The sequence below is a fragment of the Isoptericola halotolerans genome, from assembly GCF_003003075.1.
GTDB lineage: Bacteria > Actinomycetota > Actinomycetes > Actinomycetales > Cellulomonadaceae > Isoptericola > Isoptericola halotolerans_A.
Window position 1 is genome coordinate 641,422 of the sequence record NZ_PVTX01000001.1, and the last position, 23,657, is coordinate 665,078.

Sequence of the window (23,657 nt, forward strand, 5' to 3'; positions counted from 1 at the left end):
GTCGCCCCGACCGGTCTCACCCGATCCTGCTGTCGGGTGAGCCTGCGGCTCCGCTGCGGGCGGTGCCTCGTGCCTCGGACCCACCCTCCGCTGCACCTCCGTCTCACCCGATCACGGGGCGCTCCTCGGGGAAGCGTACGACGCGCCGTCGGTCCCGCAGGGCGATCGCGCCGAGCACGGAGATCGTCCCCACACGACCGAGGTACATGAGTGCGCACAGGACGTACTTCCCGGCGTCGGGCAGGTCGCCGGTGATCCCGGTGGACAGGCCCACGGTGGCGAACGCCGAGATCACCTCGAACAGCACCTCCGACAGCGAGAAGTCCGTGATGCGCAGCAGCGCGATGCAGGCGCCCAGCACCATCGTGGCGCCGATGAACACCACGGCGATGGACAGCCGGAGCGTGTCGCGCGGGATGCGTCGGCCGAAGACGTCGATGTCCCGGTCGCCGCGGGCCTCGGCGAGGATCGCCAGGAGCATGACGGCCAGGGTGGTCACCTTGATGCCGCCGGCCGTCGACGCCGACCCGCCGCCCACGAACATCAGGGCGTCGGTGACCAGCCACGTCTCCGGGTTCATCGCGCCGGTGTCGACCGTGCTGAAGCCGCCGGAGCGCGGCATGATCGAGGCGAACGACGCGGACAGCAGCTTGGTCGCCAGGTCCTGGCCGCCGAGGGTGCGGGGGTTGGCCCACTCCATCGCCCCGATGATCACGAACCCCGCCGCGAACAGGGCGACGCTCGTGGTCACGGTGAGCTTCGTGTGCAGCGTCAGGTGGCGGTACCAGCGCCGGCCGTACCGGCGAGCCTGCAGGACGTTCGCCATGACCGGGAAGCCCAGCGCCCCGACGAAGACGCCCAGCCCGATCGGCACGACGACGAGCCAGTCGGACGTGTACACCGAGAGACCCTCGGTGGTCGGGACGAAGCCCGCGTTGTTGAACGCCGAGATGCCGTAGAAGACCGCGTGCCACAGCGCCGAGCCGAAGCTCTCGCCCAGCGCGAGGAACCGGGGGAGCAGGACCAGGGCGACCGTCGCCTCGATCGTCACCGACACCACGATGATGAGCCGGATGAGGTAGCCGACCTCGCCCAGGCTGCTGGTGCGCACCTTCGCCTCGGACGCCGTGAGCAGCTTCTGGGTCAGCCCGATGCGCCGCGAGACCGCCATGCCGAGCAGCGAGGCGAGCGTCATGACGCCGAGCCCGCCGATCTTGATGCCGACGAGGATCACCGCGTGGCCGTAGTCGGACCAGTAGCTGCCGGTGTCGACGACGACCAGCCCGGTGACGCAGACGGCGGACACCGCGGTGAACAGCGCGTCGACGAACCGCGCGCCGTCACCGGACGCCGTGGCCCACGGGGGCAGCAGCAGGATGGTGAAGAGCGCGATGACGGCACCGAACACGGTCATCGCGAGGCGCGCCGGGTACTCCCGCGCGGTGCGGTCCACCCACTCGCGCACCGTCGCACCGCGATCGCGCCACCTCGTCGCCACCGACCGGATCCTCCGTCGTCTCAACCGCCAGTCGTCGGGCCCAGCCTGCCACGGGTTCCGCTACGGTGACGGGATGTCCGTCGCCCGGCTGCTGTGGAGCCCCGAGCTCCTGACCTACGACTTCGGGCCCGGGCACCCGATGGCGCCCGCCCGGCTCGACCTCACCTTCCGGCTCGCCGACGCGTTCGGTCTGTTCGACGAACCCTCCCTCGAGGTCGTGCGCATCCCGCCGAGCACCGACGACCTCGTGCGCACGGTGCACGACGGCGACTACGTGGCGGCGGTCCGGCGTGCGGACCGCACGGGCGAGCCCGACCTGGTGCGCGGGCTCGGCACCGAGGACAACCCGGTCTTCGCCGGTATGCACGAGGCGGCCTCGCGACTCGTCAGCGCGTCGGTCGCCGCCGCCGAGGCGACGTGGACGGGTGCGGCGGAGCACGCCGTCAACATCGCGGGCGGGATGCACCACGCACGGCGTGCGGCCGCCTCCGGCTTCTGCCTCTACAACGACGCCGCGGCCGCGGTGCAGCGGTTGCTCGACCTGGGCGCCCGGCGGGTCGCCTACGTCGACCTGGACGCCCATCACGGCGACGGCGTCGAGTCGATCTTCTGGGACGACCCCCGGGTCCTGACGGTCTCCGTGCACCAGGACGGTCGCTCCCTCTTCCCGGGCACGGGCAACCCCGCGGACACCGGAGGCACGGCGGCCGACTGCACCGCGGTGAACGTCGCCCTGCCGCCCCGCACCGACTCGGCGCGCTGGCTGCGTGCCGTCGACGCCATCCTGCCGCTCGTGCTGCGGGAGTTCCGGCCGGATGCGATCGTGTCCCAGCACGGCACCGACGCCCACGGCAACGACCCGATGGCCGACCTGAACGTGGGGATCGACGCACAGCTGACGGCGGCGTCGTGGGTGCACGACCTCGCGCACGAGCTCTGCGAGGGGCGGTGGGTCGCACTCGGCGGCGGAGGGTACGCCGTCGTCGACGTGGTGCCGCTGGTGTGGACCGCGCTGGTGGCCCTGGCCGCCCACGTGCCGCTCGCCCCGGCGACCCCGCTGCCCGAGGTCTGGCGCACGGCGGCGGAGGAGATGTCAGGGCTGACCCCCGCGAGGGCGCTCGGCAAGGCCCCGGTGGTCTGGCGGCCGTGGAGCGAGGGGTACGACCCGTCCGACGCCGTGGACCGCGCCGTCCTGGCGACCCGGCGGCACGTCTTCCCCGGGCTGGGCCTGGACCCGTTCCTCGACTGAGCCGGGCGTGCGGCCGCGGCGGCGATTCGGGGCACGCGTCCGTGTCGGGTACTCTGGGAGACGGACTTTTTCGCGTTGGTCGGCAGTGCTTGGTCCCGGGAGTCTTCCAGGGAACAGGATCGTCGGGACCAACCGGCCTCCACCACCGATCAGCATTGTGAGGACCTCATGGGCTCCGTCATCAAGAAGCGCCGCAAGCGTATGGCGAAGAAGAAGCACCGCAAGCTGCTTCGCAAGACGCGTCACCAGCGTCGCAACAAGAAGTGACGCTCGGCCCGTCTGACGACGGGCCGCACGCACCGAGCCCGGACCTCGCCAGAGGTGCCGGGCTCCTTGCGTCCTGCGGGCGGTCTCGGCCGGCCGGCTCAGTACCGCCGGAGCCGCTTGCGCACGCTGCGCTGGGCGGCGCGCAGCACGAGGCCGAGCACCCAGGCCGCACCCGCCCGCGACGCCGTGCGCACGCCGCGTCCGGCCGCGCGCTGACCCCGGCCCCGGAACTCACGGATCGGCCAGCCGACCTCCTTCGCGTGCCGGCGTAGCCGCGCGTCGGGGTTGATGGGGCAGGGGTGGCCCACCGACCGCATCATCGGCAGGTCGTTGAGCGAGTCGCCGTACGCGTAGGAGGACTCCAGGTCGAGTCCTTCGCGCTCGGCGAGCTCCCGCACGGCCGCCCCCTTGGCCTCGCCGTGCATGAGGTCGCCCACCAGCGCGCCGGTGTAGTAGCCGTCGGAGTGCTCGGCGATCGTGCCCAGGCAGCCCGTCGCCCCGAGCCGGCGCGCGATGAGTCCGCCGATCTCCACGGGCGTCGCCGTGACCAGCCAGACCTCGTCGCCTGCCGCCAGGTGCTCGTCCAGGAGGCGCTTGGTCCCGGGGAAGATGCGCAGCTCCAGGACCGTGTCGTACACCTCCTCGCCCACGGCGGTGATCTCCGCGACGGACCGTCCGGCGATGAGGGACAGCGCCCGCGACCGGACCGTCTCGATCTGGGACCGCGACTCGCCGAACACCAGATACTTCGCCTGGATCCAGGCGAAGCGCAGCAGGTCGGAGGTGCCGAAGAACTTCCGCTGGTACAAGGCCCTGGCCAGGTGGAACGCGCTGGCGCCGCGGATGATCGTGTTGTCGACGTCGAAGAACGCTGCCGCCGTCGGTCCGGCCGGGGGTGCAGCATGAGACGACATGCCGCCCACTGTAGTAGCGCCGATACGCTGTGCTCGTGAGCAGGCCTGCGATCCGACCAGACGCGACGTCCAGGGTCGTCGTGTACAGCAGGGCGGACTGCCACCTGTGCGACGAGGCACGGGCGGTGGTCGCCGCGGTGTGCGCGGAGGCGGGGGAGACCTGGCAGGAGATCGACATCGATGCCGAGCCCGCTCTGGTGGAGCGGTACGGCGAGTACGTGCCCGTCGTCGAGGTGGACGGCGTGCAGCAGGGGTTCTGGCGGGTGGACGCGGCACGGTTGGCGCGTCGGCTCGCACGGCCCCCGGGAGGGAAGAAGAAGACGTGATCGAGATCGGTGAGGTGACGGTGCCCGCGGCGACGGTGGCGCGGCTTCCGTTCTACCTGCGTGCACTGCGCGACCTGACGCGCGAGGGTGTGGCGACGACGTCGTCGTCCGACCTGGCGGAACGGTCCGGCGTCGGCTCCGCGCAGCTCCGCAAGGACCTGTCCTACCTGGGGTCGTTCGGCACCCGGGGCGTGGGGTACGAGGTCGAGTCCCTGTCGTCGTACATCGCCGCCGCGCTGGGCCTCGGCTCGGAGCACCGGCTGGCGATCGTGGGCGTCGGGAACCTGGGCCACGCGCTGGCCAACTACTCGGGCTACGCGGCGCGCGGGTTCCAGGTGGTGGCGCTGCTCGACGCCGACCCCGCCGTCGTCGGCGGCCGGGCGGCCGGGATCGAGGTCGAGCACGTCGACCACCTGGAGCGGATCATCGTGGAGCGGCACGTCTCGATGGTGGTGCTGGCGACGCCCGGACCGCCCGCCCAGGGGATCGCCGAGCGGGTCGTGTCGGCGGGCGTGCGCGAGATCCTGTCGTTCGCCCCGGTGGCGCTGCACCTGCCCGACGACGTGGTGGTGCGCAGCGTGGACGTGGCGGGGGAGCTGCAGATCCTGGCGTTCCACGCGGCGGCGCGCCACGCCAACGGTGTCGCGGCACCCGGCGCGGACGTCCCGGCGTCCTGACCCGGCCGCAGGGCCCTATCGCGCACGCCGAGGTAGTGCCGCGCACGCCCAGGTAGTGCCGCGCACGCCGAGGTAGTGCCGCGCACGCCGAGGTAGTAGCTACCAGCGCGAGGTAGTAGCTGCCAGCGCGAGGTAGCAGCGCTCGGGCCGCGGTCGTGGGGACGACGGCGCCCCGACGCCGGGCGCACGGCCTGGCGTCGGGGCGCACCGCCCCACGGCGGGATCAGTTCTGCGAGATCGCCGACACGTCGAGCGCGATCTTCACCTTGTCGCCCACGAGGAAGCCGCCGGTCTCCAGCGTGGCGTTCCAGGTGAGGTCGAAGTCCCGGCGGGAGATCTCGAGCTCGGACTCGAAGCCGGCGCGGTCGTTGCCGAACGGGTCCTTGGCGGTGCCGGCGAACTCGGTGGGCAGGTCGACGGTCTTGGTCACACCGTTGATGGTCAGGTCACCGGTGATCACGTAGGCGTCGCCGTCCACGGAGATGTTCTTGGACGCGAAGGACCAGACGGGCTTCTCCTCGGCGTGCCAGAAGTCGGCGCTCTTGAGGTGGCCGTCGCGGTTCTCGTCGCCGGTGTTCACCGACGCGGCGTCGAGCTCGGCGGACACCGAGGTGGAGTCGAGGTCGTCACCCACGGTGATGGTGCCCGTGGTGATGCCGATGGTGCCGCGGACCTTCGAGATGCCCGCGTGGCGGACGGTGAAGGACGCGGTGGAGTGCGCGGCGTCGATGACGTAGGTGCCGGTGGTCAGGCCCGTGGGCAGCGGCGTAGCCATGGAAGTGCTCCTCGTGTTGGCGGTTCCGAACGTGGTGCGGACGCAGGAGGCGGGACCGCCGTCGGCGATCCTGACTCCATCGGAATGCATGAACCGGGGTGGTGCGCGGACTATTCCCCGGCCCCGCGGCACGCGTCGACCGGCGGCGTGAGGCTGGTCACGGCATGGCTGTGGCGCTGCTGGGGAGCACCTGAGGACGCTCCCGATCTGGGACACTGGGGGCCATGGCCACCACCACCGTCCATCTCCTGCGGCACGGCGAGGTCCACAACCCCGACGGCATCCTGTACGGACGCATCGCCGGGTACCGCCTGTCCGAGCTCGGCCAGCGGATGGCCCGGCGCGTCGCCGACCACCTGTCCGAGGGTGACCGGGACGTCGTCGCCGTCGTCGCGAGCCCGCTGCAGCGCGCCCAGGAGACGGCCGCGCCCGTGGCCACCGCGTTCGGCCTCGAGCTCGCCACCGACGACCGGCTCATCGAGGCCGGCAACAGCTTCGAGGGCACCTCGATCGGCAAGCACCCCGGCCAGCTCGCGCACCCGCGGTACTGGACCCGGCTGTGGAACCCGCTGCGGCCGTCGTGGGGGGAGAGCTACGCCGACCAGGTCGTCCGGATGCGTGCCGCCGTCGACGACGCGCGCCGCGCCCACCTCGGCCACGAGGTCGTGCTCGTCAGCCACCAGCTGCCCGTCTGGGCGACCCGGCGGTCGTTCGAGGGACGCACCCTGGCGCACGACCCGCGCCGGCGCGAGTGCGCCCTCGCGTCCCTGACCTCCCTGACCTTCGACGACGACCGGTTCGTCTCGCTGCACTACACCGAGCCCGCCGGCGCCCTGCTGGCCGGTGCCGACCCGGTGCCGGGCGCCTGATGGCACGCCGTCCCGCCACCCGCCGGGCTGCAGCGACCACCGTCCTGGTCGCCACGGCCGGGCTGCTCGCCGGCTGCGGCGCGGCCGACTCCGGCGCGAGCGACGTCGTCGGCCAGGGCTTCGTCTCCGGCGATGGCTCCGTGCAGCAGTGGGAGCCGGGCGAGCGCGGCGACGCCGTCGTGGTCGAGGGCACGTCCTTCGAGGGCGACGAGGTCTCCACCGCCGACTGGAGCGGCGACGTCGTCGTGCTCAACACCTGGTACGCGGGCTGCGCCCCCTGCCGCGCCGAGGCCCCCGACCTCGTGGCGCTCGCGAACGACCGCGCGGACGACGGCGTGCACCTGCTCGGCATCAACACCGAGGACGACGCCGGCACCGCCCTGGCGTTCCAGCGCACCTTCGAGGTGCCGTACCCGTCGATCGAGGACCGCAGCGGCCAGGTCGTGGCCGGGCTCTCCGGCGTCGTGCCGCTGCAGGCCGTGCCGTCCACCGTGGTGCTCGACGGCGAGGGCAGGGTGGCCGCGCGGGTCGTCGGCCAGGTCGCGGGCTCCACGCTGGAGGGCATCGTCGACGACGTGCTCGCGGACGGGAGCGCCTGAGGTGGGTGAGGCCTTCGCCACCACGGCCGTGAGCGGCTCGCTGCTGCTCGCGGTCCTGGTCGCGCTGCTCGCCGGCCTGGTGTCGTTCGCCTCGCCGTGCGTCCTGCCGCTCGTGCCCGGCTACGTGGGCTACGTCGGAGGCCTGGCCGCGGCCCACGCGGGCCCGGCCGGCACGGCGCCCGGGGGCACGGCGCCCGGGGGCACGGCGTCCGGGACGACGACGGCGGCGCCGGCGCGCGCACCCGGCCGGGGCCGCGTCGTGGCCGGGGTGGCCCTGTTCGTGCTGGGGTTCACGGTGGTGTTCGTGGCCCTCATGGCGGCCGCCGGAGCCGTGGGCTCGTACCTGGTGCGGTACGAGGACGTGCTCGTCCGGGTGCTGGGCCTCGTCGTGATCCTCATGGGCGTGGCGTTCCTGGGCGGTATCGGGTTCCTGCAGCGCGAGCGCCGGCTGCACGTCAGCCCGCGGGCCGGCCTGTGGGGTGCGCCGCTGCTGGGCGTCGTCTTCGGTCTCGGCTGGACCCCGTGCCTCGGCCCGACGCTGGCCGCGGTGCAGTCCCTCGCGCTCAACGAGGCGTCCGCGGGCCGCGGGGTCGTGCTCGGCATCGCGTACTGCGTCGGGCTCGGCGTGCCGTTCCTGCTGGTGGCCCTGGGGCTGCAGTCCTCCGAGCGCATGCTCGGGTTCCTGCGCCGGCACCGGCTGGCGATCATGCGGTGCGGCGGAGGCCTGCTGGTCCTCATCGGCCTCGCGATGGTCACGGGCGTGTGGGGCACGCTGACCAGCACCTTGCAGAGCTGGATCAGCGGATACACGACGGTGGTGTGATGAGCGAACGGACCTACCGTCCCGAGGGCATCGCGGACGAGTTCACCCAGGGCACGCGCGGCGGCGAGAGCGAGGCCGGCGCGGCGCCGTCGGGCACGCCCAGGGCGCCCCGGATCGGCTGGCGCGGCATGCTGCGCTGGGTCTGGCGCCAGCTCACCAGCATGCGGGTCGCGCTGATGCTGCTCATGCTGCTCGCCGTCGCGGCCGTACCGGGGTCGATCCTGCCCCAGCGCAGCCAGGACCCCGCCGCGGTGGTGGAGTACCTCGGGGAGCACCCGACCACGGGCGAGTGGCTCGACCGGTTCGGGTTCTTCGAGGTCTACTCCTCGCCCTGGTTCTCCGCGATCTACCTGCTGCTGTTCGTCTCGCTGGTGGGCTGCATCGTGCCGCGCACCGTGGCGCACGCGCGGGCGGTCCGGCACCGGCCGCCGCGCACGCCGGCCCGGTTCGCGCGCTTCCCCGCCCGGGCGGCCGGGACCACGTCGGCCACGCCGCAGGAGGTGACCGACGCCGTCGCCGCGCACCTGCGGGGCCGACGGCGGTGGCTGCCCACGTTCCGCGTCGACACCGGCACCGAGGAGGCGCGCGAGGCGCGCGGCAAGCTCCCCGCCCGACCGGCCGCCGCCACCGTCGCGGCCGAGCGCGGCTACCTGCGCGAGACCGGCAACCTGCTGTTCCACCTGGCGCTGCTCGGGCTCGTCGTCGCGGTCGGCGTCGGGCAGATGCTGCACTACCGCGGCCAGGCGATCATCACCGAGGGCCGGGGGTTCGCCAACGCGGTCGTGGACTACGACACGTTCGAGAGCGGGGCCTGGTTCCAGCCGGAGTCGCTGGTGCCGTTCTCGATGACGCTGGACTCGTTCACCTCCGAGTTCGCGACCGACACCGTCGCGTTCGCCCAGTCCCGCGACTTCACGGCGGCCGTGACGGTGACCGAGCCGGACGGCTCGACCTCCGCCGAGACCATCAAGGTCAACCACCCGCTCGTGATCGACGGGTCCAAGGTCTACCTGCAGGGCAACGGGTACGCGCCGGACATCACGGTGCGCGACGCCGAGGGGGAGGTCGCGTTCTCCGGTCGCGTGCCGTTCCTGCCGGAGGACCAGGTGTACACCTCACGGGGCGTGGTGAAGGTGCCCGACGTCTCCCCGGGGCTCGACCAGGTGGGCCTCATCGGGTACTTCCTGCCCACGGCCGTCATCGAGGCGGACGGGTCGGCCCGGTCGGTGTTCCCCCTGCCGGAGGACCCGCTGCTGATCCTCGAGGTGTACCGCGGGGACCTGGGCCTGGACGACGGCGTGCCCCAGAACGTGTACCGGCTCGACACGGCGAACCTCACGCCGTCGGTGGACGACGACGGCGAGCGCGTCCAGCTCCTGCTCGAGCCGGGCGACACCGTCGAGCTGCCCGACGGGCTGGGGACCGTGTCCCTCGGCGAGGACGTGCCGAGGTTCGTCGCGCTCGACCTGCGGCACGACCCGTCGCTCGGCTGGGTGCTGGCGTTCGCGCTCACGGCCCTCGTCGGCCTGACCGGTTCGCTGTTCCTGCCGCGCCGCCGCGTCTGGGTGCGATCATGGACGCACGACGGCGTCACCCACGTCGAGGTCGCGGGCCTCGCCCGCGGTGACGACCTGGGGCTGCAGCCCGAGGTGGACCGGACGCTGGCGGCCGTCCCCGACCTGACCGCCGGGCCCGCTGATCCTGGCTCCGGATCCGGCTCTGACTCCGGTGCCGGCTCCGGTGCCGCACCGACGCACGACCCCGAGAGAGGCTGACCATGGAGATCGCCGAGCTGAGCGACCTGCTCGTCTGGGCTGCCGCGACCGCGCTGACGGTCGCGATGATCGCGTTCGCCGTCGACCTGGGCCGGCGCACCGACGAGCGCGTCGGCGCCCGCGCCACGGCGGACGTCCCGGCCACCGTGGGTGCCGGGTCGGACGACCCGCGGGTGCCGGCGAGCGGGACCGACGGGCCCGGGCCGCACGGCGGGCCGGAGCCGCGCCGTCGGGCCGCCGGCATCGCGATGTCCACGACGTGGCTCGGCACGGCGATGCTGCTGCTGGCGATCGTCATGCGCGGCGTGGCCGCCGGTCGCACGCCGTGGGCCAACATGTACGAGTTCACGATGGTCGGCTCGTTCATCGCCCTCGTGGTGTTCCTCCTGCTCAACCTGCGCCGCGACGCGCGGTTCCTCGGCGCGTTCGTCACCGGGCTGGTCATCCTGTTCCTCGTGGTGGGGCTGAACTCCTTCCACGTCGCGGCGACCGGCGTGCAGCCCGCCCTGCAGAACTACTGGCTGGTGCTGCACGTCGGGGTGGCGATCGGCGCGACGGGCATCTTCACGGTCTCGTTCGTGATGTCGGCGCTGCAGCTGCTGCGCGACTCCCGCGACGCCGGATCGCCGTTCCTGACGCGTCCGGGCTTCCGCTGGCTGGACCGCACCCCGGAGCCGACGACCCTGGAGTCGATGTCGTTCCGCCTCAACGCGATCGGCTTCGTGGCGTGGACCTTCACCGTCATCGGGGGAGCGATCTGGGCGGAGGACGCCTGGGGCCGCTACTGGGGCTGGGACCCCAAGGAGGTCTGGAGCTTCGTCATCTGGGTCGTGTACGCGGCCTACCTGCACGCCCGCACCACGCGCGGCTGGTCGGGGCGCCGGGCCGCCTGGTTCGTCGTCGTCGGCTACGCCTGCGTGCTGTTCAACTTCACCGGCGTGAACCTCATCTTCAACGGCAAGCACTCCTACTCGGGCATCAGCTGACGCCGAGGTAGTGGCGCCCCCGCCGAGGTAGTAGCGCTCGTCGCGAGGTAGCGCGCCACCCGCCGAGGTAGTAGCGCGCTCGCCGAGGTAGGGCGACGTTCGGCGAGGTAGTGGGCCAGGCGCCGAGGTAGTACCGAACGCGCCGCGGTAGTGGCGCTCGCCCCGAGGTAGCAGCGATCGCCCCGAGGTAGTGCCCGACGGCGTGGGGTAGCGCCGGGCGGGAACGTCGAAGCCGGGTGTCGGGTCCCGTGCACGGTCGTCAGTCCCGAAGTGGAGGGCGCCCTGCGCCCGTGAACGCGACCGTGCACGGGACCCGACACCCGGCGGAACCCGACCCACCCCGCACTACCTCGACCCGCGAGGTACTACCTCGGCACGAGCGCTACTACCTCGCGCAACCCCGCACTACCTCGGCGAGGCGCGGACTACTTCGGGGGGTCGTCGTCGCGCTCGCGGCGCTCCTGACGGCGCTTCTCCTGCTCGAGCCGCCACAGGAAGTCGGGGTCGTCGTCGGGCGCGACCGGACCGGACGGGCGGCGCGGGCCGCGACCGGGACGTGCTCCCCGGCCACCGGAACCTCCACGCCGGCGCGACATCTTGGTGGCGATCCAGACGATTGGCCCGAAGATGGGCAGCAGGACGATGATGACGACCCAGAGCCACGCGGGCAGGCCGCCGCGGTCTTCCTCCTCCGACCCGGCGAGGTCGGCAAGGCTGTAGACCAACAGGCCGACGACGACGAGGCCCACCAGTACGCGGAACATTCCTCCAGCCTAGTTCGCCCTGCGGCCGCAACCGAATCGCGCGGTCCGGGGCCGACGTCGCGCGGCCGTATCCTGGATCCGTGCCTCTCGTGACCTACACCGTGCTGCGCCTCCTGGTCTTCGTCGCCGCCCTCGGCGCCGGGTATCTGGTGGGGCTGCGCAGCTGGCTGCTGCTGCTCGTGGGGATCGTGGTGGCGTTCGCGGTGTCGTACATCCTGCTGGCGAAGCAGAAGGACGCGGCCGCACGGTGGATGGCGGAGCGTGCGGAGCGCCGCCGCTCCGGCGAGGAGGGCCTGGGGAAGGTCATCGACGAGGACGCCGCCGCCGAGGACTCCGCGTTCGACACGGACGGGCGCTCCGGCACCGAGCACCCGGACGTCGACCGGTCCGGCAACGAGCGGTAGCGCCCGGAGCCCCGCCGGGGACGCTCAGAGCGCCAGGCCGAGCCCCAGCAGCACCCCGTAGGCGAGCTCGAACATCCCGGTGCCGGCGAGCACCGGCACCAGTGCCCGGCCCCGCGCTCCGGCGATCACCGGGATCACCAGCAGCACGGCCGGCAGGAGCAGCACCGTCACGAGGAAGGCCCACGGGTTCCAGGCGGCGCACGCCAGGGCGAGCAGCACGGGCACCACGATCCACAGCGCGTAGACCCGCCGCGCGCGATGGTCGCCGAGCCGCACCGCCAGGGTGCGTTTGCCCGCGACGACGTCGGTCGGGATGTCCCGGATGTTGTTGACCATGAGCAGCGCGCACGCGATCAGTCCCACCCCGACGGCGCCGAGCAGCGCGGGCCACGTGATCCGGTCCGCCTGGGTGTAGGTGGTCCCGAGGGTGGCGACGAGCCCGAAGAAGACGAACACCCCGACCTCGCCGAGCCCTGCGTACCCGTACGGCCGCTTGCCGCCGGTGTAGTACCAGCCGGCGAGCATCGAGACGGCGCCGACGGCGATCAGCCACCAGTGCCCGCTCACGGCGCACAGTGCCAGCCCGAGGACCCCCGCGACCCCGAACGCCCCGAACGCCGCCGCCTTGACCTGCCCCGGCCGGGCGGTCCCGGAGGCGGTGAGGCGTAGCGGGCCCACCCGGTCCAGGTCGGTGCCCCGCACGCCGTCGGAGTAGTCGTTGGCGTAGTTGACGCCGATCTGCAGCGCGAGCGCGACGCCGAGGGCGAGCACGGCGGGCAGCCAGGCGAACGCGTCGACCTGCGCGGCGGCGCCGGTGCCGATCGCCACCGGCGCGGCGGCGGCGGGCAGGGTGCGGGGCCGCGCTCCGGCGACCCACTCGGCCGTGGTGGCCATGCGTGCTCCTCTCAGTCGCGCGCCGCGTGGGCGCGCACCAGGTCGACGACGGCGGCACGGTCGACCTTCCCGGGCCCGCGCAGCGGCAGGGCCTCCACCCGCAGGATGCGGCGGGGTGCGGCGGCCGGCCCGAGTCTAGCGGCGACCGCGGACCGCACTCGCGCCAGCTGTGCGCGATCTCCCCACTCCTCAGCCGCTGTGGGTGCACGACGCGCCGTCGAGCCGCTCGGTCCCACGGCGCGTCGTGCACCCACAGCGGCTGTGAGGACGGCCACCAGCTCCTGGCCCCACTCGTCGTGCGGCACGCCGACGACGCACACCTCGGCGGCCAGCAGCTCGCCGAGCACCGCCTCGACCGCGGCCGGCGCGACGTTCACCCCGCCCGTGACCACGACGTCGTCCGCGCGGCCGACCACCCGGAGCACGCCGCCGTCGACCGCGCCGAGGTCGCTGGTGCGGAACCAGCGCCCGTCCGGGCCGTCGACGAACGCCGCTGCCGTGGCGACGTCGTCCCCGAGGTAGCCGGTCGCGAGCACCGGACCGGCGATCTCCACGACGCCGGCCTCCTCGTCGACGGGAGCGAGGCGGACCCGCACGCCCGGCAGCGGGACGCCGTCGTAGACGCAGCCGCCGGCCGTCTCGGACATGCCGTACGTGCGCACCACGGGGACGCCGGCGTCGCGGGCGCGCTCCAGCAGCCGGGGCGGGGTCGCGGCACCGCCGAGCAGGACGGCGCCGCACCGGGCGAGCGCGTCGAGCGCGGCCGGTGCACCGCCGTCGGCCGCCTCGACGACGCGGTGCAGCTGGGTGGGCACGAGCGAGACGTGCACCGGGTCGTCACCGGCCAGCGGTCCGGCGAGCAGGTCGGCCAGGCCGCCCGGGGTGAACGGGCCGCCGCCCGCGGCGGTCAGCGGCGTGCCGGCCAGCAGCGACCGGGCGATCACCTGCATGCCCGCCACGTGCGTGGCCGGCAGCGTGAGGACCCAGCGGCCGGGGGCGCCGAGCCGGTCCGCGGTCGCGGCGGCCGACGCCCGCAGGGCCGCGGCGCTCAGCGCGACCTCGCGCGGCGTCCCCGTCGAACCGGAGGTCCGCACGACCAGCGCGGTGCCCGACGGCGGCACGTGCGCCGTGAGGCGGGGCAGCGGGGCGACGGGTGGGCCGCCGTCCAGCGCACGGCGCATGCCGTCCACGAGCGCGGCGAGGTCGGGGGTGCTCACGGCCTCACGATAGGCCGCGTCCGGCGTCGGCCCGCACGGCCGGTGCGCCGCCCCGCTCGCACCCGGCCCCGCTCGCACCCGGCCCTGCTCGCACCCCCCGCGCTGGCCGACCCCGCCGGACGGGATACGGGCCTCCCGTGCACCCGTGGTGCATCCTGTGGGGACGAGGAGGTGCCATGACGCTCAGGAGAGCAGCGTCCGCGGTGCTGGCGGCGTCGTTGGCGCTCGCCGCCGCCGGGTGCGCACCAGGGACGGACCCGCAGAGCGCCCCGCGGGTCACGGTGGCCCCGGTCGTGTCGCGGGCGAAGATCGCCCCGCCCGCCGTCGTCGTCCCCGAGCCGGAGCCGGAGCCCGAACCGCCGCGCTGGCCGTTGACGGGCGTGCGGACGGGCACCACGAAGGTCCCCGAGCGGCCCGCGGTCGCCGTGAAGATCGAGAACTCCGCCGCGTCGCGGCCGCACACCGGGCTGCACCGCGCGGACGTCGTGTGGGAGCAGGTCGTCGAGGGTGGCATCAGCCGGTTCGTCGCGGTGTACCACTCGACCTACCCGCGCCAGGTCGGTCCGGTGCGCTCCGTGCGCCCGATGGACCCCGCGACGGTGGCGCCCCTGCGGGGCATCCTCGCCGCGTCCGGCGGGCAGCCGCCGTTCCTGCGGGCGGTCGAGAGGTCCGGCACGCAGCTGCTGACCAACGACGACGGCGACCGCGGGTTCTGGCGCAGCAGCTCGCGTGCCGCGCCGCACAACGTCTACGGGAACGTCAAGACGTTCGCGCGGGAGGCCGACCGCAAGCGCGCCGAACCGCCGAAGGCCGAGTTCGAGCACGCGACGAAGCGCCGGGACGCCACGGCCCGGGCCGAGGGGAAGAAGGGTCGGACGGCGGACGTGCGGCTCTCCCCGGCGCAGCGCACCACGTGGACGTGGGCCGGGGGGGCCTACCGGCGCAGCGACGACGGCAGGGCGTCGATGTCCTCGGGCAAGCGCGTCACGGCACGCAACGTGCTGCTGCTGAAGGTCGACGTCACCAGCACCGGCTACCGGGACCCGAGCGGCGCCTCCGTCCCGAAGGCGGAGCTCGTCGACCGGGGCAGGGGGATGCTCCTGGGCGGGGGCCGGGCCGTGCCGGTCACGTGGTCCAAGAAGGGGACCAAGGCGCCGCTGCGGCTATCGCTGCGCGGTGGCGGTGACGTGCTGCTCGAACCGGGGAACACGTGGGTCGAGCTGGTGCCGCGGGGCTCCGGCTCGTGGGACGTGTCGTGAGGGAGCGTCGATGACCGTACGGTTCGCGCGGCGGGCGGCGCCGGGTGCGCTCGCCCTGATCGCGCTGCTCGTGACCGCCTGCGGTGGTGATCCGGAGCCGGCACCGACGACGACGGTCCCGGCCGCCGTCGAGGCGCAGAAGGCCGCGCCGCCCACGCCTGACGCGCCGATCGTGTGGCCCCTGACCGGCGTCGAGACGGACGAGGTGGCCGCCCGCCCGGCGCTCGCGGTCAAGATCGAGAACGACCCGGTCGTGCGCCCGCAGACCGGGCTCGACGCCGCCGACATGGTCTGGGAACAGGTCATCGAGGGCGGCGTCACCCGGTTCGTGGCCGTCTACCACTCGCGGGTGCCGGACGCGGTCGAGCCGGTCCGCTCGGTGCGCCCGATGGACCCGGCGATCGTGGCGCCGCTGGACGGGATCCTCGCCTACTCCGGCGCGCAGCAGCCGTTCATCGACGACGTCCGCGCCGCGGGCACGCAGTCGGTGATCATGGACGCCGGCGATCCCGGGTTCCGCCGCGACCCCGGCGCCGCTGCCCCGCACAACGTGATCGGCGACCCGCAGGCGTTCCTGGCGCAGGCCGACGGCGAGCGCACCGCACCCCCGCCGGCCCAGTTCGCGTTCGCCGCCGAGGGCAGGAGCACGGCCGTGGCCGACGGCGCGGAGCGGTCCTCGCTGGACGTCCACCTGTCGCCGCGCCAGACCGCCGGATGGGACTGGGACGCCGACGCCGGTGCCTGGCTGCGCCGCGAGGGTGCCGACCCGTCGATGGCGGCGTCGGGGGAGCGGCACGCCGCGGCGAACGTGGTGGTGCTGGAGGTGGAGGTGGTGGACACGAGCTTCAAGGACCCGGCGGGCGCGCCGGTGCCGGAGACGCAGCTCGTCGGCTCGGGAACGGCCTTCGTGGCGAGCGGCGGCAGGGTCCTCGAGGCCGAGTGGTCCAAGGAGTCCGTGCGCGACCCGGTCGAGCTCGTGGCGGGCGGCGAGCCCGTCGAGCTGGAGCCGGGCGCGACCTGGGTCGAGCTGCTGCCGACGTCCGGCGGGCTGGACGTCAACCCCTGACGGCGCTCAGAAGGCGTACGGGAAGCCCGACCAGTCGGGGTCGCGCTTGGCGAGGAACGCGTCCCGACCCTCGACGGCCTCGTCGGTCATGTAGGCGAGCCGCGTCGCCTCCCCGGCGAACACCTGCTGGCCCATGAGCCCGTCGTCGGCCAGGTTGAACGCGAACTTGAGCATGCGCACCGCCTGCGGGGACTTCCCGGCGATGGTCCGCGCGTACTCCACGGCGAGGCCTTCCAGGTCCTCGTGGTCCGCGACCTCGTTGACGGCGCCCCAGCGCTCGGCGTCGTCCGCCGAGTACTCCCGCGCGAGGAAGAAGATCTCCCGCGCCCGCTTCTGCCCGACCTGGCGCGCCAGGTAGGCCGAGCCGTACCCGCCGTCGAACGATCCGACGTCGGCGTCGGTCTGCTTGAACTTCCCGTGCTGGCGGCAGGCGATCGAGAGGTCGGCCACGACGTGCAGCGAGTGCCCGCCCCCGGCGGCCCAGCCGTCGACGACGGCGATCACCACCTTGGGCATGGTGCGGACGAGGCGCTGGACCTCCAGGATGTGCAGGCGTCCGGCGCGGGCCGGGTCCACGTGGTCGGCCGTGTCGGCGCCGTCGACGGGCCGCCCCGCGCCGTCGGCCGTCGTGTACTGGTAGCCGGAGCGGCCACGGATGCGCTGGTCCCCGCCGGAGCAGAACGCCCAGCCGCCGTCCTTGGGGGACGGCCCGTTGCCGGTGAGCAGCACGGTCCCGACGTCGGAGGTCATGCGGGCGTGGTCCAGCACCCGGTACAGCTCGTCGACGGTGTGCGGACGGAACGCGTTGCGCACCTCGGGCCGGTCGAACGCGACCCGGACGACCGGCAGGTCGCGCACGACGGCGCCCGCTGCGTCGCGTTCCACGCCCCGGTGGTACGTGAGGTCCGTCAGGTCGTCGAACCCGGCGACGGTGCGCCACCGGGAGGCGTCGAACGTCGCGGAGACGGGTGTGGGAAGGTCGCTGGTGCTCACGCGGGCCAGCGTAGTGCGCCCCGTCGACCGCCGGCCCGGGGTGACTCATTCTGCACAGTGCAGTCCAGCCGGGCTGCACAGTGCAGCACGGATGGCCTGCGACGCCGATCGGCTCCTCGCAGACCTGAACACCTTCGGCCTTCTCTTCGAGTCGTTGGTGGTCCGAGACCTGCGCGCCTACGCCGATGCCCGGGACGCACGGGTCTTCCACTACCGCGACTCCGACAACCTCGAGATCGACGCGGTGGCGCGTCTGACGCTCACAGGTGGATGGTCACGTCGCCCTCGTCGCGCAGGGTGGCCACGATGCCGTCGACGGCCGCGGCCTGCTGCTCGCCCACGGCCTGCTGCGCGAGCTGGTCGCGGACGTCCTCGAACGGCGGGATCTCGGCCTGCGAGGCACCCTCGCCACCCTGGGACCCCATCTGCTCGACGAGGGTGTCGTACTGCTCGCGCAGCTCGTCCTCGCTCGGCTCCTCGATGTCCGCCTCGGCCTCGATGTAGGCGTTGACCTGGAACTGGGCGGCCGCGTCCTCGCGCACCTCGTCCTCCGAGATGCCCTGCTCGCCGAGGGCGGCGACCACCTCGTCCGCGGACTGCAGCCCGTTCTGCGCCGCGATGCCCTCGAGCGTGGTCTCGATGTCCTCGTCGGTAGCCTCGATGCCGGCCTCCGTGGCCGCCTGCGTCAGCAGCCGGTTGCCCACCAGCTGCTCGGCGACCTGCTGCTTGAGGGCGTCCTGGTCGACCTCCTGGCCGGTGGTCTGCTGCGACATCGCCGCCTGCTGCAGCTGGCCCTCGTAGGCGGTGACGAACTCCGCACGCTCGACGTCCTCGCCGTTGACCTCGGCGACGACGTCGGGCACGTCCTCGAGGTCCGGCTCGGGGGCGCCGGCGCCCGCCTCGGGGGAGGCCTCGGCGCTCGGGCTGCTCGGGGGGTTCTGGCCGTCGGTCTCGGACGTGCAGCCGGCGAGCGCGACGACCGCGGCCACTGAGAGCGCGACGAGCGGGCGCTTGATCGACATGGTCACTCCTCGTGATGGGTGCTGGTTCACCGACCGTATCCACACGAACCTGGGAACGAGTCGACCGGGCGATCAGGTGACGTTCAGGAACGGGTGCAGTGCGCCTGCCGCCCGGGCGTGCTCGGGCTCTTGCAAGGCGTGCCGAGCATCCGCGCGCGTCGTCCTGAAAATCTGCACACGCGGGAGGCACCATGGACGCATGGACACGATGCCACCTCGAGACACCGAGGTCGCCGACCCGGACGAGGTCGTCGACGAGCTCATCGCCTACGACGCCGCCGCCCTGCGCCGTGCGACCGCCACGACCCAGGCCGTCCCGGTGGTGCCGGCACGATCGCCGGGCCGCTGGGTGCACGGCAGGCTGCCCGACGAGTTCACCGACTGACGCGGTGCCCGCGGCCGCGCGTCACGGCCCGCTCGTCCTACCCTGAGGGCGTGCCCGCCATCCTCTCCGCGACGAGGCAGGACCGGTTCGTCTGGTCGTCCCCGCTGCGCACCCGGTTCCGCCACCTCGACGTCCGCGACGGCGTGCTCCTGCGCGGCGAGGCCGGCTGGGGCGAGCTGAGCCCGTTCTGGGACTACGACGACGGCGAGTCGGCCGCGTGGCTGCGCGCGGCCCGGGAGGCCGCGGACCACCCGTTCCCCGCGCCGGTCCGCGACCGGGTCCCCGTCAACGTGACCGTGCCGGCCGTCGGTCCGGAGCGCGCCCGGGAGATCGTCCTGGCCTCCGGTGGGTGCCGCACGGCCAAGGTCAAGGTCGCGCAGCGCACCGTCGGTGCGGGCGGCACCCCAGGACCGGTCGAGCCGGTCGACGCCGAGATCGCACGCGTGGAGGCGGTCCGCGCCGCGTTCGACGACGCCGGGATGCCCGACGCCGCGATCCGCGTGGACGCCAACGGGGCCTGGACGCTCGACGAGGCGCTGCGGCGCGTCCCGCTGCTGGACGCCGCAGCCCGCGGCCTGGAGTACGTCGAGCAGCCGTGCGCCACGGTGCCCGAGCTGGCTGCGGTCCGCCGCGGCACCGACGTGCCCGTCGCCGCCGACGAGTCGATCCGTCGCGCCGCCGACCCGCTGCGGGTGGTGCGCGAGGACGCCGCGGACGTCGTCGTGCTCAAGGTGCAGCCGCTCGGCGGGGTGCGGGCCTGCCTGGAGCTCGCCGAGCAGGTGGGGCTGCCGGTCGTCGTGTCCTCCGCGCTCGAGTCGTCCGTGGGGCTGGCGGCCGGTGTGGCGCTCGCGGCGGCGCTGCCCGAGCTGCCGCACGCCTGCGGGCTGGCCACCTCTCAGCTTCTCGTGCACGACGTCACCGACCAGCCGCTGCTGCCCGTCGACGGCGCGCTGCCGGTGCGGCGGGTGGCCCCGGACGCGGACGCCCTGGCCGCGGCCACGGCGTCCCCGGAGCTGCGGGACCGGTGGTTCGCGCGGCACGACCGGTTGGCCGCCCTGCTCGCGACGGGGCGTGCCGCGTGACCGGGGTGCCGCCGTCGGGCAGCCCCGCGGTGGAGGCCGCCCGCGCCCTGGTGGCGGACCTGGTCGCCCAGGGCGTGCGCGACGTGGTGCTGGCCCCCGGGTCCCGCTCGGCCCCGCTCGCCTACGCGCTCGCCGAGGCCGACGCGCGCGGCGACGTCGTCCTGCACGTCCGGATCGACGAGCGCTCGGCCGGCTTCCTGGCGCTCGGGCTGTCGCGCGGGTCGGCCCTCGGTCCAAGGTCCGACGGCGGCACCCCGGCGGCGCGACCGGTCGCCGTGGTCACGACGTCGGGCACCGCCGTGGCGAACCTGCACCCCGCGGTGCTCGAGGCGCACCACTCCGGCGTGCCCCTCGTGCTCCTGACCGCCGACCGGCCGCACGAGCTGCGCGGCACCGGCGCCTCCCAGACCACCGACCAGGTCGGGATCTTCGGGACGGCGGTGCGCGCCGCCGTCGACGTCCCGGCGCCCGACGGCCGGGCCGGGGAGGTGCGTGACCTGCTCGCCGTCGTGCGGCGCACGGTGGCCGCGGCGCGCGGCGCACGAGACCTGCATCCCGGACCGGTCCACCTCGACCTGGCCTACCGGGACCCGCTGCACCCCGCGGACGACGGGACCGGTCCGGTTGCTGGCTCCGCCGGGTCCGAGGCCACGCCGGTCGCCGAGTCCCGCCGTACGGTCGAGGTCGTGCCGCCCGTCGCCGGTCCGGGCGCCGACCCGGCGCTGCCCGGCGACCGGGCGCGCACGCTCGTCGTGGCGGGCGACGGTGCCGGACCCGCCGCGCGGCGGCTGAGCGAGGCGCAGGGCTGGCCGTTGCTCGCCGAACCCTCCTCGGGCAGCGCCGACGGACCGCTCGGCGTCGTCGCCTACCGGTCGGTGCTCGGAGCCGCCGGTCTCGCGGACGACGTCGAGCACGTCGTGGTCCTCGGGCACCCCACGCTCTCGCGGCCCGTGCAGCGCCTGCTGGCCCGCCCCGACGTCGCGGTCACCGTCGTCGCACCGGGCGGCGGCCCGTGGCCCGACGCCGCCCGCAACGCGACCCGCGTGGTCGGCGCCCTGCACGAGCGATGGTTCGCCCCCACCCGCGACGGCGGGGCCTTCGCCGCGCGGTGGCGGGCGGCGAGCGACGCCGCGGCCGCCGTCGTGGCGGCCGCCACGACGGACGAGGCCGTGCAGGGCGGTCTGCGCACCGCGCCGCACGCGGCGCTCGCCGTCGCGCGCGCCGTCGTCGCCGTCAGCGGTGCCGACGACGTCCTCGTGGTGGGTGCGTCGAACCCGGTGCGCGACCTCGACCTCGTGCTCGGCCTCGATTCGGGACCCGCGCCGACCGTGCTCGCCAACCGCGGCCTGGCCGGGATCGACGGCACGGTGTCCACCGCGACGGGCGTCGCGGTCGAGGCCGGCCGTGCGGGCCGGCGTGCGCGGGCGCTGGTCGGCGACCTGACGTTCCTGCACGACGTGGGCGGCCTGCTGCGGGGGCCGGGCGAGCCCGCCGTGGACCTCGACGTGATCGTGGTGAACGACGACGGCGGCTCGATCTTCGCGACGCTCGAGCACGGGGCGCTCGCGGCGACCGGCCCGGCCGCGGGGGCGACCTTCGAGCGGGTGTTCGGCACCCCGCACGGGGCGCACCTCGCGCAGCTCTGCGCGGGCTACGGCGTGGACCATCAGCTGGTCGACGACGTCGCGTCGCTGCGGCACGTCCTGGCCGGGCCGTCGCACGGGGTCCGGGTGATCGAGGTGCCCGTGGCCCGCGCCGCCCGACTCGAGGAGTCCCGCGACCTCACCGCCCGCATCCACGCCGAGGTAGGGCGAACCCTCGCGAGGTAGTGCGTCGCCTCGCGAGGTAGTGCGTCGCCTCGCGAGGTAGTGGCTCGCCCCGCGAGGTAGTGCGTGGCGCCGCGAGGTAGTGCCGAACCCGCCGAGGTAGTAGACGCCTGACCTGCGGCGATGCGGATTACCAGGGAGTTCACAGGTTCACCCAAGGGGTGCTCCAGGAACACGGTGTTCCCTGGTACCAGGACATCGAGGGAGAGGGCACATGAGCACCGACAACACGTCACCGCAGCGGCCGTCCGACGGCGAGCACCCGATCGAGCAGCCCACCGAGCCGCAGCCGCGGTTCCAGCAGTCGCACCAGCAGCCGCAGCAGGGTCAGACCGAGCGGCCCCGGTCCGCAGACTTCGCGCACCCGTCCGCGCACCAGCCGCCGTACCGCGCCGCGGACCCCCGGGCGCCCTACGGCGGCGGCACGCCGTCGTACCAGCCCGGCTCCCAGCAGCCCGGTCCGCACGGTGCGCAGTACCGGCACGCCCCGCAGTACCAGCACCCGGCGCAGTACCAGCACACCCAGCACCCGCAGGCCGGTCACCCGCAGGGCAACCAGTCCGGGGCGCCGCGCCAGCGGTCGGTGTGGGTCCCCGTGGTGGCCGCGGCGGCGGGTGCCGCCGTGCTGGCGAGCGGAGCGACGTACGCGCTCACCGGCCCCCTGGCCGACGACACCGCCGCGTCCTCGCTCGCCGAGGTCGGCGCCCCGGAGCAGTCCGAGGCGGCTCCCGTGGCGAGCTCGAGCGACCAGAACCCCGACTGGCAGGCCGTCACCGCCGCCGTCGCGCCGTCCGTCGTCGCGATCCAGGTCGCCGGCCAGTCCGGCGGGTCCGAGGGCTCCGGCGTCGTCCTCGACGCCGAGGGGCACGTCCTGACCAACAACCACGTGGTCGCCGGCGGGTCCGAGGGGACGGTCCAGGTCACGCTCAGCGACGGACGCCTGTACGAGGCGACGATCGTGGGCACCGACCCGACCACCGACCTCGCCGTCGTCCAGCTCGAGGACGCCCCGGACGACCTGGAGCCCGCCACGTTCGGCGACTCGGACGCCGTGCAGGTGGGCGACTCCGTGCTGGCCGTCGGCAACCCGCTGGGCCTGGCGAACACCGCCACGACCGGCATCGTCTCGGCCCTCGATCGGCCGGTGGCCGCGTCGGGCGAGGGTGGCAGCGAGGTCGTCGTGACCAACGCGATCCAGATCGACGCCGCGATCAACCCCGGCAACTCCGGCGGGCCGCTGTTCGACGCGCAGGGCCGCGTCGTCGGCATCACGTCGTCGATCGCCACGCTCTCGGGCGGTGCGAACCAGTCCGGCTCGATCGGCCTCGGCTTCGCGATCCCGGTCAACCTCGGGACCAGCGTCGCCGACCAGCTCATCGAGGACGGCACCGCGGAGCACGCGTTCCTCGGTGTGGCGCTCGGCGACGCGACGGCGACGGCCGACGACGTCACCCGCCGCGGGGCCGAGATCGGTGAGGTCACCGAGGGCTCGCCCGCCGCCGAGGCCGGTCTCCAGGCCGGCGACGTGATCGTCGCGGTGGACGAGGACTCGGTGAACGGCGCGGAGTCGCTCACCGCGTACGTCCGCGAGCGCACGGCCGGCGACCAGGCCACCATCACCTATGTCCGGGACGGGCAGACGCAGACGGTGGACGTCACGTTCGCCGTGCGCGAGGAGACGACCGGCTCGGGGTCGCAGGGTGGCCAGGGCGAGCAGCCGGGCGCTCCCGGCCAGGGCCAGGACGGGCAGGGCTCCGGCGACGGCACCGGTCAGGGCGGCGAGTCCTCCGACCCGACGCAGCCCGACAACATCCCCGGCTGGCTGCGCGAGATGTTCGGCGACTGACCCGACAGACTCCCGCGGCGGTGCGGCGTGCCCCCCCTTCGTCCACGCGACGCCGCCGCGGGCACCGTCGGACGCAGTCGGTCCGTGCGGTCACCTGCGGCCGGTCCGGCACCTCGTGTGCCGGGCCGGCCGCATCGTCGT

General features: G+C 74.3%; 24 protein-coding genes and 1 pseudogene. 17 read left to right on the forward strand and 8 right to left on the reverse strand.

What is annotated here, in order from left to right; genetic code table 11:
* Window positions 1-103: 103 nt before the first annotated feature.
* On the reverse strand, window positions 104-1,498 hold the full coding sequence (locus tag BCL65_RS03020; RefSeq protein WP_243400809.1) for a TrkH family potassium uptake protein: 1,395 nt from the start codon (window positions 1,496-1,498) through the stop codon (window positions 104-106).
* 73 nt (window positions 1,499-1,571) lie between these two features.
* Here BCL65_RS03020 and BCL65_RS03025 point away from each other — a divergent pair, with 73 nt between their 5' ends.
* Window positions 1,572-2,747, forward strand: a complete 1,176-nt coding sequence (locus tag BCL65_RS03025; protein ID WP_106264968.1) for an acetoin utilization protein AcuC — start codon at window positions 1,572-1,574, stop codon at window positions 2,745-2,747.
* Window positions 2,748-2,915: 168 nt separating this feature from the next.
* Window positions 2,916-3,014 (forward strand): 30S ribosomal protein bS22, encoded by a 99-nt coding sequence (locus BCL65_RS03030; RefSeq protein ID WP_003792170.1) that lies wholly within the window; start codon window positions 2,916-2,918, stop codon window positions 3,012-3,014.
* Between the two features lie 98 nt (window positions 3,015-3,112).
* On the opposite strand, the gene BCL65_RS03035 is transcribed toward BCL65_RS03030, so the two are convergent.
* On the reverse strand, window positions 3,113-3,928 hold the full coding sequence (locus tag BCL65_RS03035) for an HAD family hydrolase (protein WP_106264970.1): 816 nt from the start codon (window positions 3,926-3,928) through the stop codon (window positions 3,113-3,115).
* A gap of 35 nt (window positions 3,929-3,963) precedes the next feature.
* On the opposite strand from BCL65_RS03035, the gene BCL65_RS03040 reads away from it, so the two are divergent.
* Complete coding sequence (locus BCL65_RS03040; RefSeq protein ID WP_243400810.1) at window positions 3,964-4,254, forward strand: glutaredoxin family protein; 291 nt, start codon at window positions 3,964-3,966, stop codon at window positions 4,252-4,254.
* The gene (locus tag BCL65_RS03045) at window positions 4,251-4,931 is read left to right on the forward strand and encodes a redox-sensing transcriptional repressor Rex (RefSeq protein ID WP_106264971.1); all 681 of its coding nucleotides are present in this window, start codon (window positions 4,251-4,253) and stop codon (window positions 4,929-4,931) included. The genes BCL65_RS03040 and BCL65_RS03045 overlap by 4 nt, the downstream gene beginning before the upstream one ends.
* Before the next feature lie 223 nt (window positions 4,932-5,154).
* Here the strand turns inward: BCL65_RS03045 and BCL65_RS03050 are convergent, their stop codons facing one another.
* Window positions 5,155-5,706, reverse strand: a complete 552-nt coding sequence (locus tag BCL65_RS03050) for a YceI family protein (protein WP_106264973.1) — start codon at window positions 5,704-5,706, stop codon at window positions 5,155-5,157.
* Window positions 5,707-5,930: 224 nt separating this feature from the next.
* Here BCL65_RS03050 and BCL65_RS03055 point away from each other — a divergent pair, with 224 nt between their 5' ends.
* From BCL65_RS03055 to ccsB, 5 genes are read left to right on the forward strand one after another with little or no spacing between them, the layout of a single operon-like run.
* Complete coding sequence (locus BCL65_RS03055; protein WP_106264975.1) at window positions 5,931-6,575, forward strand: histidine phosphatase family protein; 645 nt, start codon at window positions 5,931-5,933, stop codon at window positions 6,573-6,575.
* Window positions 6,572-7,174 carry a TlpA family protein disulfide reductase gene (locus tag BCL65_RS03060; protein WP_374956668.1) on the forward strand — a complete coding sequence of 201 codons (603 nt, stop codon included), beginning with the start codon at window positions 6,572-6,574 and terminating at the stop codon, window positions 7,172-7,174. The genes BCL65_RS03055 and BCL65_RS03060 overlap by 4 nt, the downstream gene beginning before the upstream one ends.
* Before the next feature lies 1 nt (window position 7,175).
* The gene (locus BCL65_RS03065; RefSeq protein WP_106264978.1) at window positions 7,176-7,997 is read left to right on the forward strand and encodes a cytochrome c biogenesis CcdA family protein; all 822 of its coding nucleotides are present in this window, start codon (window positions 7,176-7,178) and stop codon (window positions 7,995-7,997) included.
* A complete protein-coding gene (gene resB / locus BCL65_RS03070; RefSeq protein WP_106264980.1) occupies window positions 7,997-9,772 on the forward strand; it encodes a cytochrome c biogenesis protein ResB in 1,776 nt (591 codons plus the stop codon). Before BCL65_RS03065 ends, resB begins: the two co-directional genes overlap by 1 nt.
* A gap of 2 nt (window positions 9,773-9,774) precedes the next feature.
* Entirely contained in the window at window positions 9,775-10,758 is a 984-nt protein-coding gene (ccsB, locus tag BCL65_RS03075) for a c-type cytochrome biogenesis protein CcsB (protein ID WP_106264982.1), read from the forward strand.
* A 425-nt stretch (window positions 10,759-11,183) separates the two neighbouring features.
* Here the strand turns inward: ccsB and BCL65_RS03080 are convergent, their stop codons facing one another.
* The gene (locus BCL65_RS03080; RefSeq protein WP_106264984.1) at window positions 11,184-11,522 is read right to left on the reverse strand and encodes a PLDc N-terminal domain-containing protein; all 339 of its coding nucleotides are present in this window, start codon (window positions 11,520-11,522) and stop codon (window positions 11,184-11,186) included.
* A gap of 80 nt (window positions 11,523-11,602) precedes the next feature.
* On the opposite strand from BCL65_RS03080, the gene BCL65_RS03085 reads away from it, so the two are divergent.
* On the forward strand, window positions 11,603-11,926 hold the full coding sequence (locus BCL65_RS03085) for a DUF4229 domain-containing protein (protein WP_106264986.1): 324 nt from the start codon (window positions 11,603-11,605) through the stop codon (window positions 11,924-11,926).
* A 24-nt stretch (window positions 11,927-11,950) separates the two neighbouring features.
* On the opposite strand, the gene BCL65_RS03090 is transcribed toward BCL65_RS03085, so the two are convergent.
* The gene (locus BCL65_RS03090; protein WP_106264988.1) at window positions 11,951-12,820 is read right to left on the reverse strand and encodes a 1,4-dihydroxy-2-naphthoate polyprenyltransferase; all 870 of its coding nucleotides are present in this window, start codon (window positions 12,818-12,820) and stop codon (window positions 11,951-11,953) included.
* Between the two features lie 11 nt (window positions 12,821-12,831).
* Window positions 12,832-14,037, reverse strand: coding sequence for an AMP-binding protein (locus BCL65_RS03095; protein WP_243400811.1), 1,206 nt, complete (start codon window positions 14,035-14,037; stop codon window positions 12,832-12,834).
* Between the two features lie 176 nt (window positions 14,038-14,213).
* Here BCL65_RS03095 and BCL65_RS03100 point away from each other — a divergent pair, with 176 nt between their 5' ends.
* Together BCL65_RS03100 and BCL65_RS03105 are read left to right on the forward strand one after the other, a co-directional pair.
* Window positions 14,214-15,296: a DUF3048 domain-containing protein gene (locus tag BCL65_RS03100; RefSeq protein WP_106264989.1), complete on the forward strand. Its 1,083-nt coding sequence runs from the start codon at window positions 14,214-14,216 to the stop codon at window positions 15,294-15,296.
* 10 nt (window positions 15,297-15,306) lie between these two features.
* Complete coding sequence (locus BCL65_RS03105; protein ID WP_106264991.1) at window positions 15,307-16,362, forward strand: DUF3048 domain-containing protein; 1,056 nt, start codon at window positions 15,307-15,309, stop codon at window positions 16,360-16,362.
* A 6-nt stretch (window positions 16,363-16,368) separates the two neighbouring features.
* Here the strand turns inward: BCL65_RS03105 and BCL65_RS03110 are convergent, their stop codons facing one another.
* Window positions 16,369-17,355 carry a 1,4-dihydroxy-2-naphthoyl-CoA synthase gene (locus BCL65_RS03110; protein ID WP_106264993.1) on the reverse strand — a complete coding sequence of 329 codons (987 nt, stop codon included), beginning with the start codon at window positions 17,353-17,355 and terminating at the stop codon, window positions 16,369-16,371.
* Window positions 17,356-17,446: 91 nt separating this feature from the next.
* Here BCL65_RS03110 and BCL65_RS03115 point away from each other — a divergent pair.
* A pseudogene (locus BCL65_RS03115) lies at window positions 17,447-17,596 on the forward strand (DUF4143 domain-containing protein); the annotation flags it as partial.
* Between the two features lie 19 nt (window positions 17,597-17,615).
* On the opposite strand, the gene BCL65_RS03120 reads toward BCL65_RS03115, so the two are convergent.
* Window positions 17,616-18,377, reverse strand: a complete 762-nt coding sequence (locus BCL65_RS03120) for a SurA N-terminal domain-containing protein (protein ID WP_106264995.1) — start codon at window positions 18,375-18,377, stop codon at window positions 17,616-17,618.
* Between the two features lie 199 nt (window positions 18,378-18,576).
* On the opposite strand from BCL65_RS03120, the gene BCL65_RS03125 reads away from it, so the two are divergent.
* The 4 genes from BCL65_RS03125 (at window position 18,577) to BCL65_RS03140 (ending at window position 23,516) form a co-directional block, all read left to right on the forward strand.
* Complete coding sequence (locus BCL65_RS03125; protein WP_106264997.1) at window positions 18,577-18,762, forward strand: hypothetical protein; 186 nt, start codon at window positions 18,577-18,579, stop codon at window positions 18,760-18,762.
* Window positions 18,763-18,812: 50 nt separating this feature from the next.
* The gene (locus BCL65_RS03130) at window positions 18,813-19,844 is read left to right on the forward strand and encodes an o-succinylbenzoate synthase (protein ID WP_106264999.1); all 1,032 of its coding nucleotides are present in this window, start codon (window positions 18,813-18,815) and stop codon (window positions 19,842-19,844) included.
* Between the two features lie 5 nt (window positions 19,845-19,849).
* Complete coding sequence (gene menD, locus BCL65_RS03135; RefSeq protein ID WP_106265227.1) at window positions 19,850-21,673, forward strand: 2-succinyl-5-enolpyruvyl-6-hydroxy-3-cyclohexene-1-carboxylic-acid synthase; 1,824 nt, start codon at window positions 19,850-19,852, stop codon at window positions 21,671-21,673.
* Window positions 21,674-21,884: 211 nt separating this feature from the next.
* Window positions 21,885-23,516, forward strand: a complete 1,632-nt coding sequence (locus BCL65_RS03140) for a S1C family serine protease (RefSeq protein ID WP_106265001.1) — start codon at window positions 21,885-21,887, stop codon at window positions 23,514-23,516.
* Window positions 23,517-23,657 lie beyond the last annotated feature (141 nt).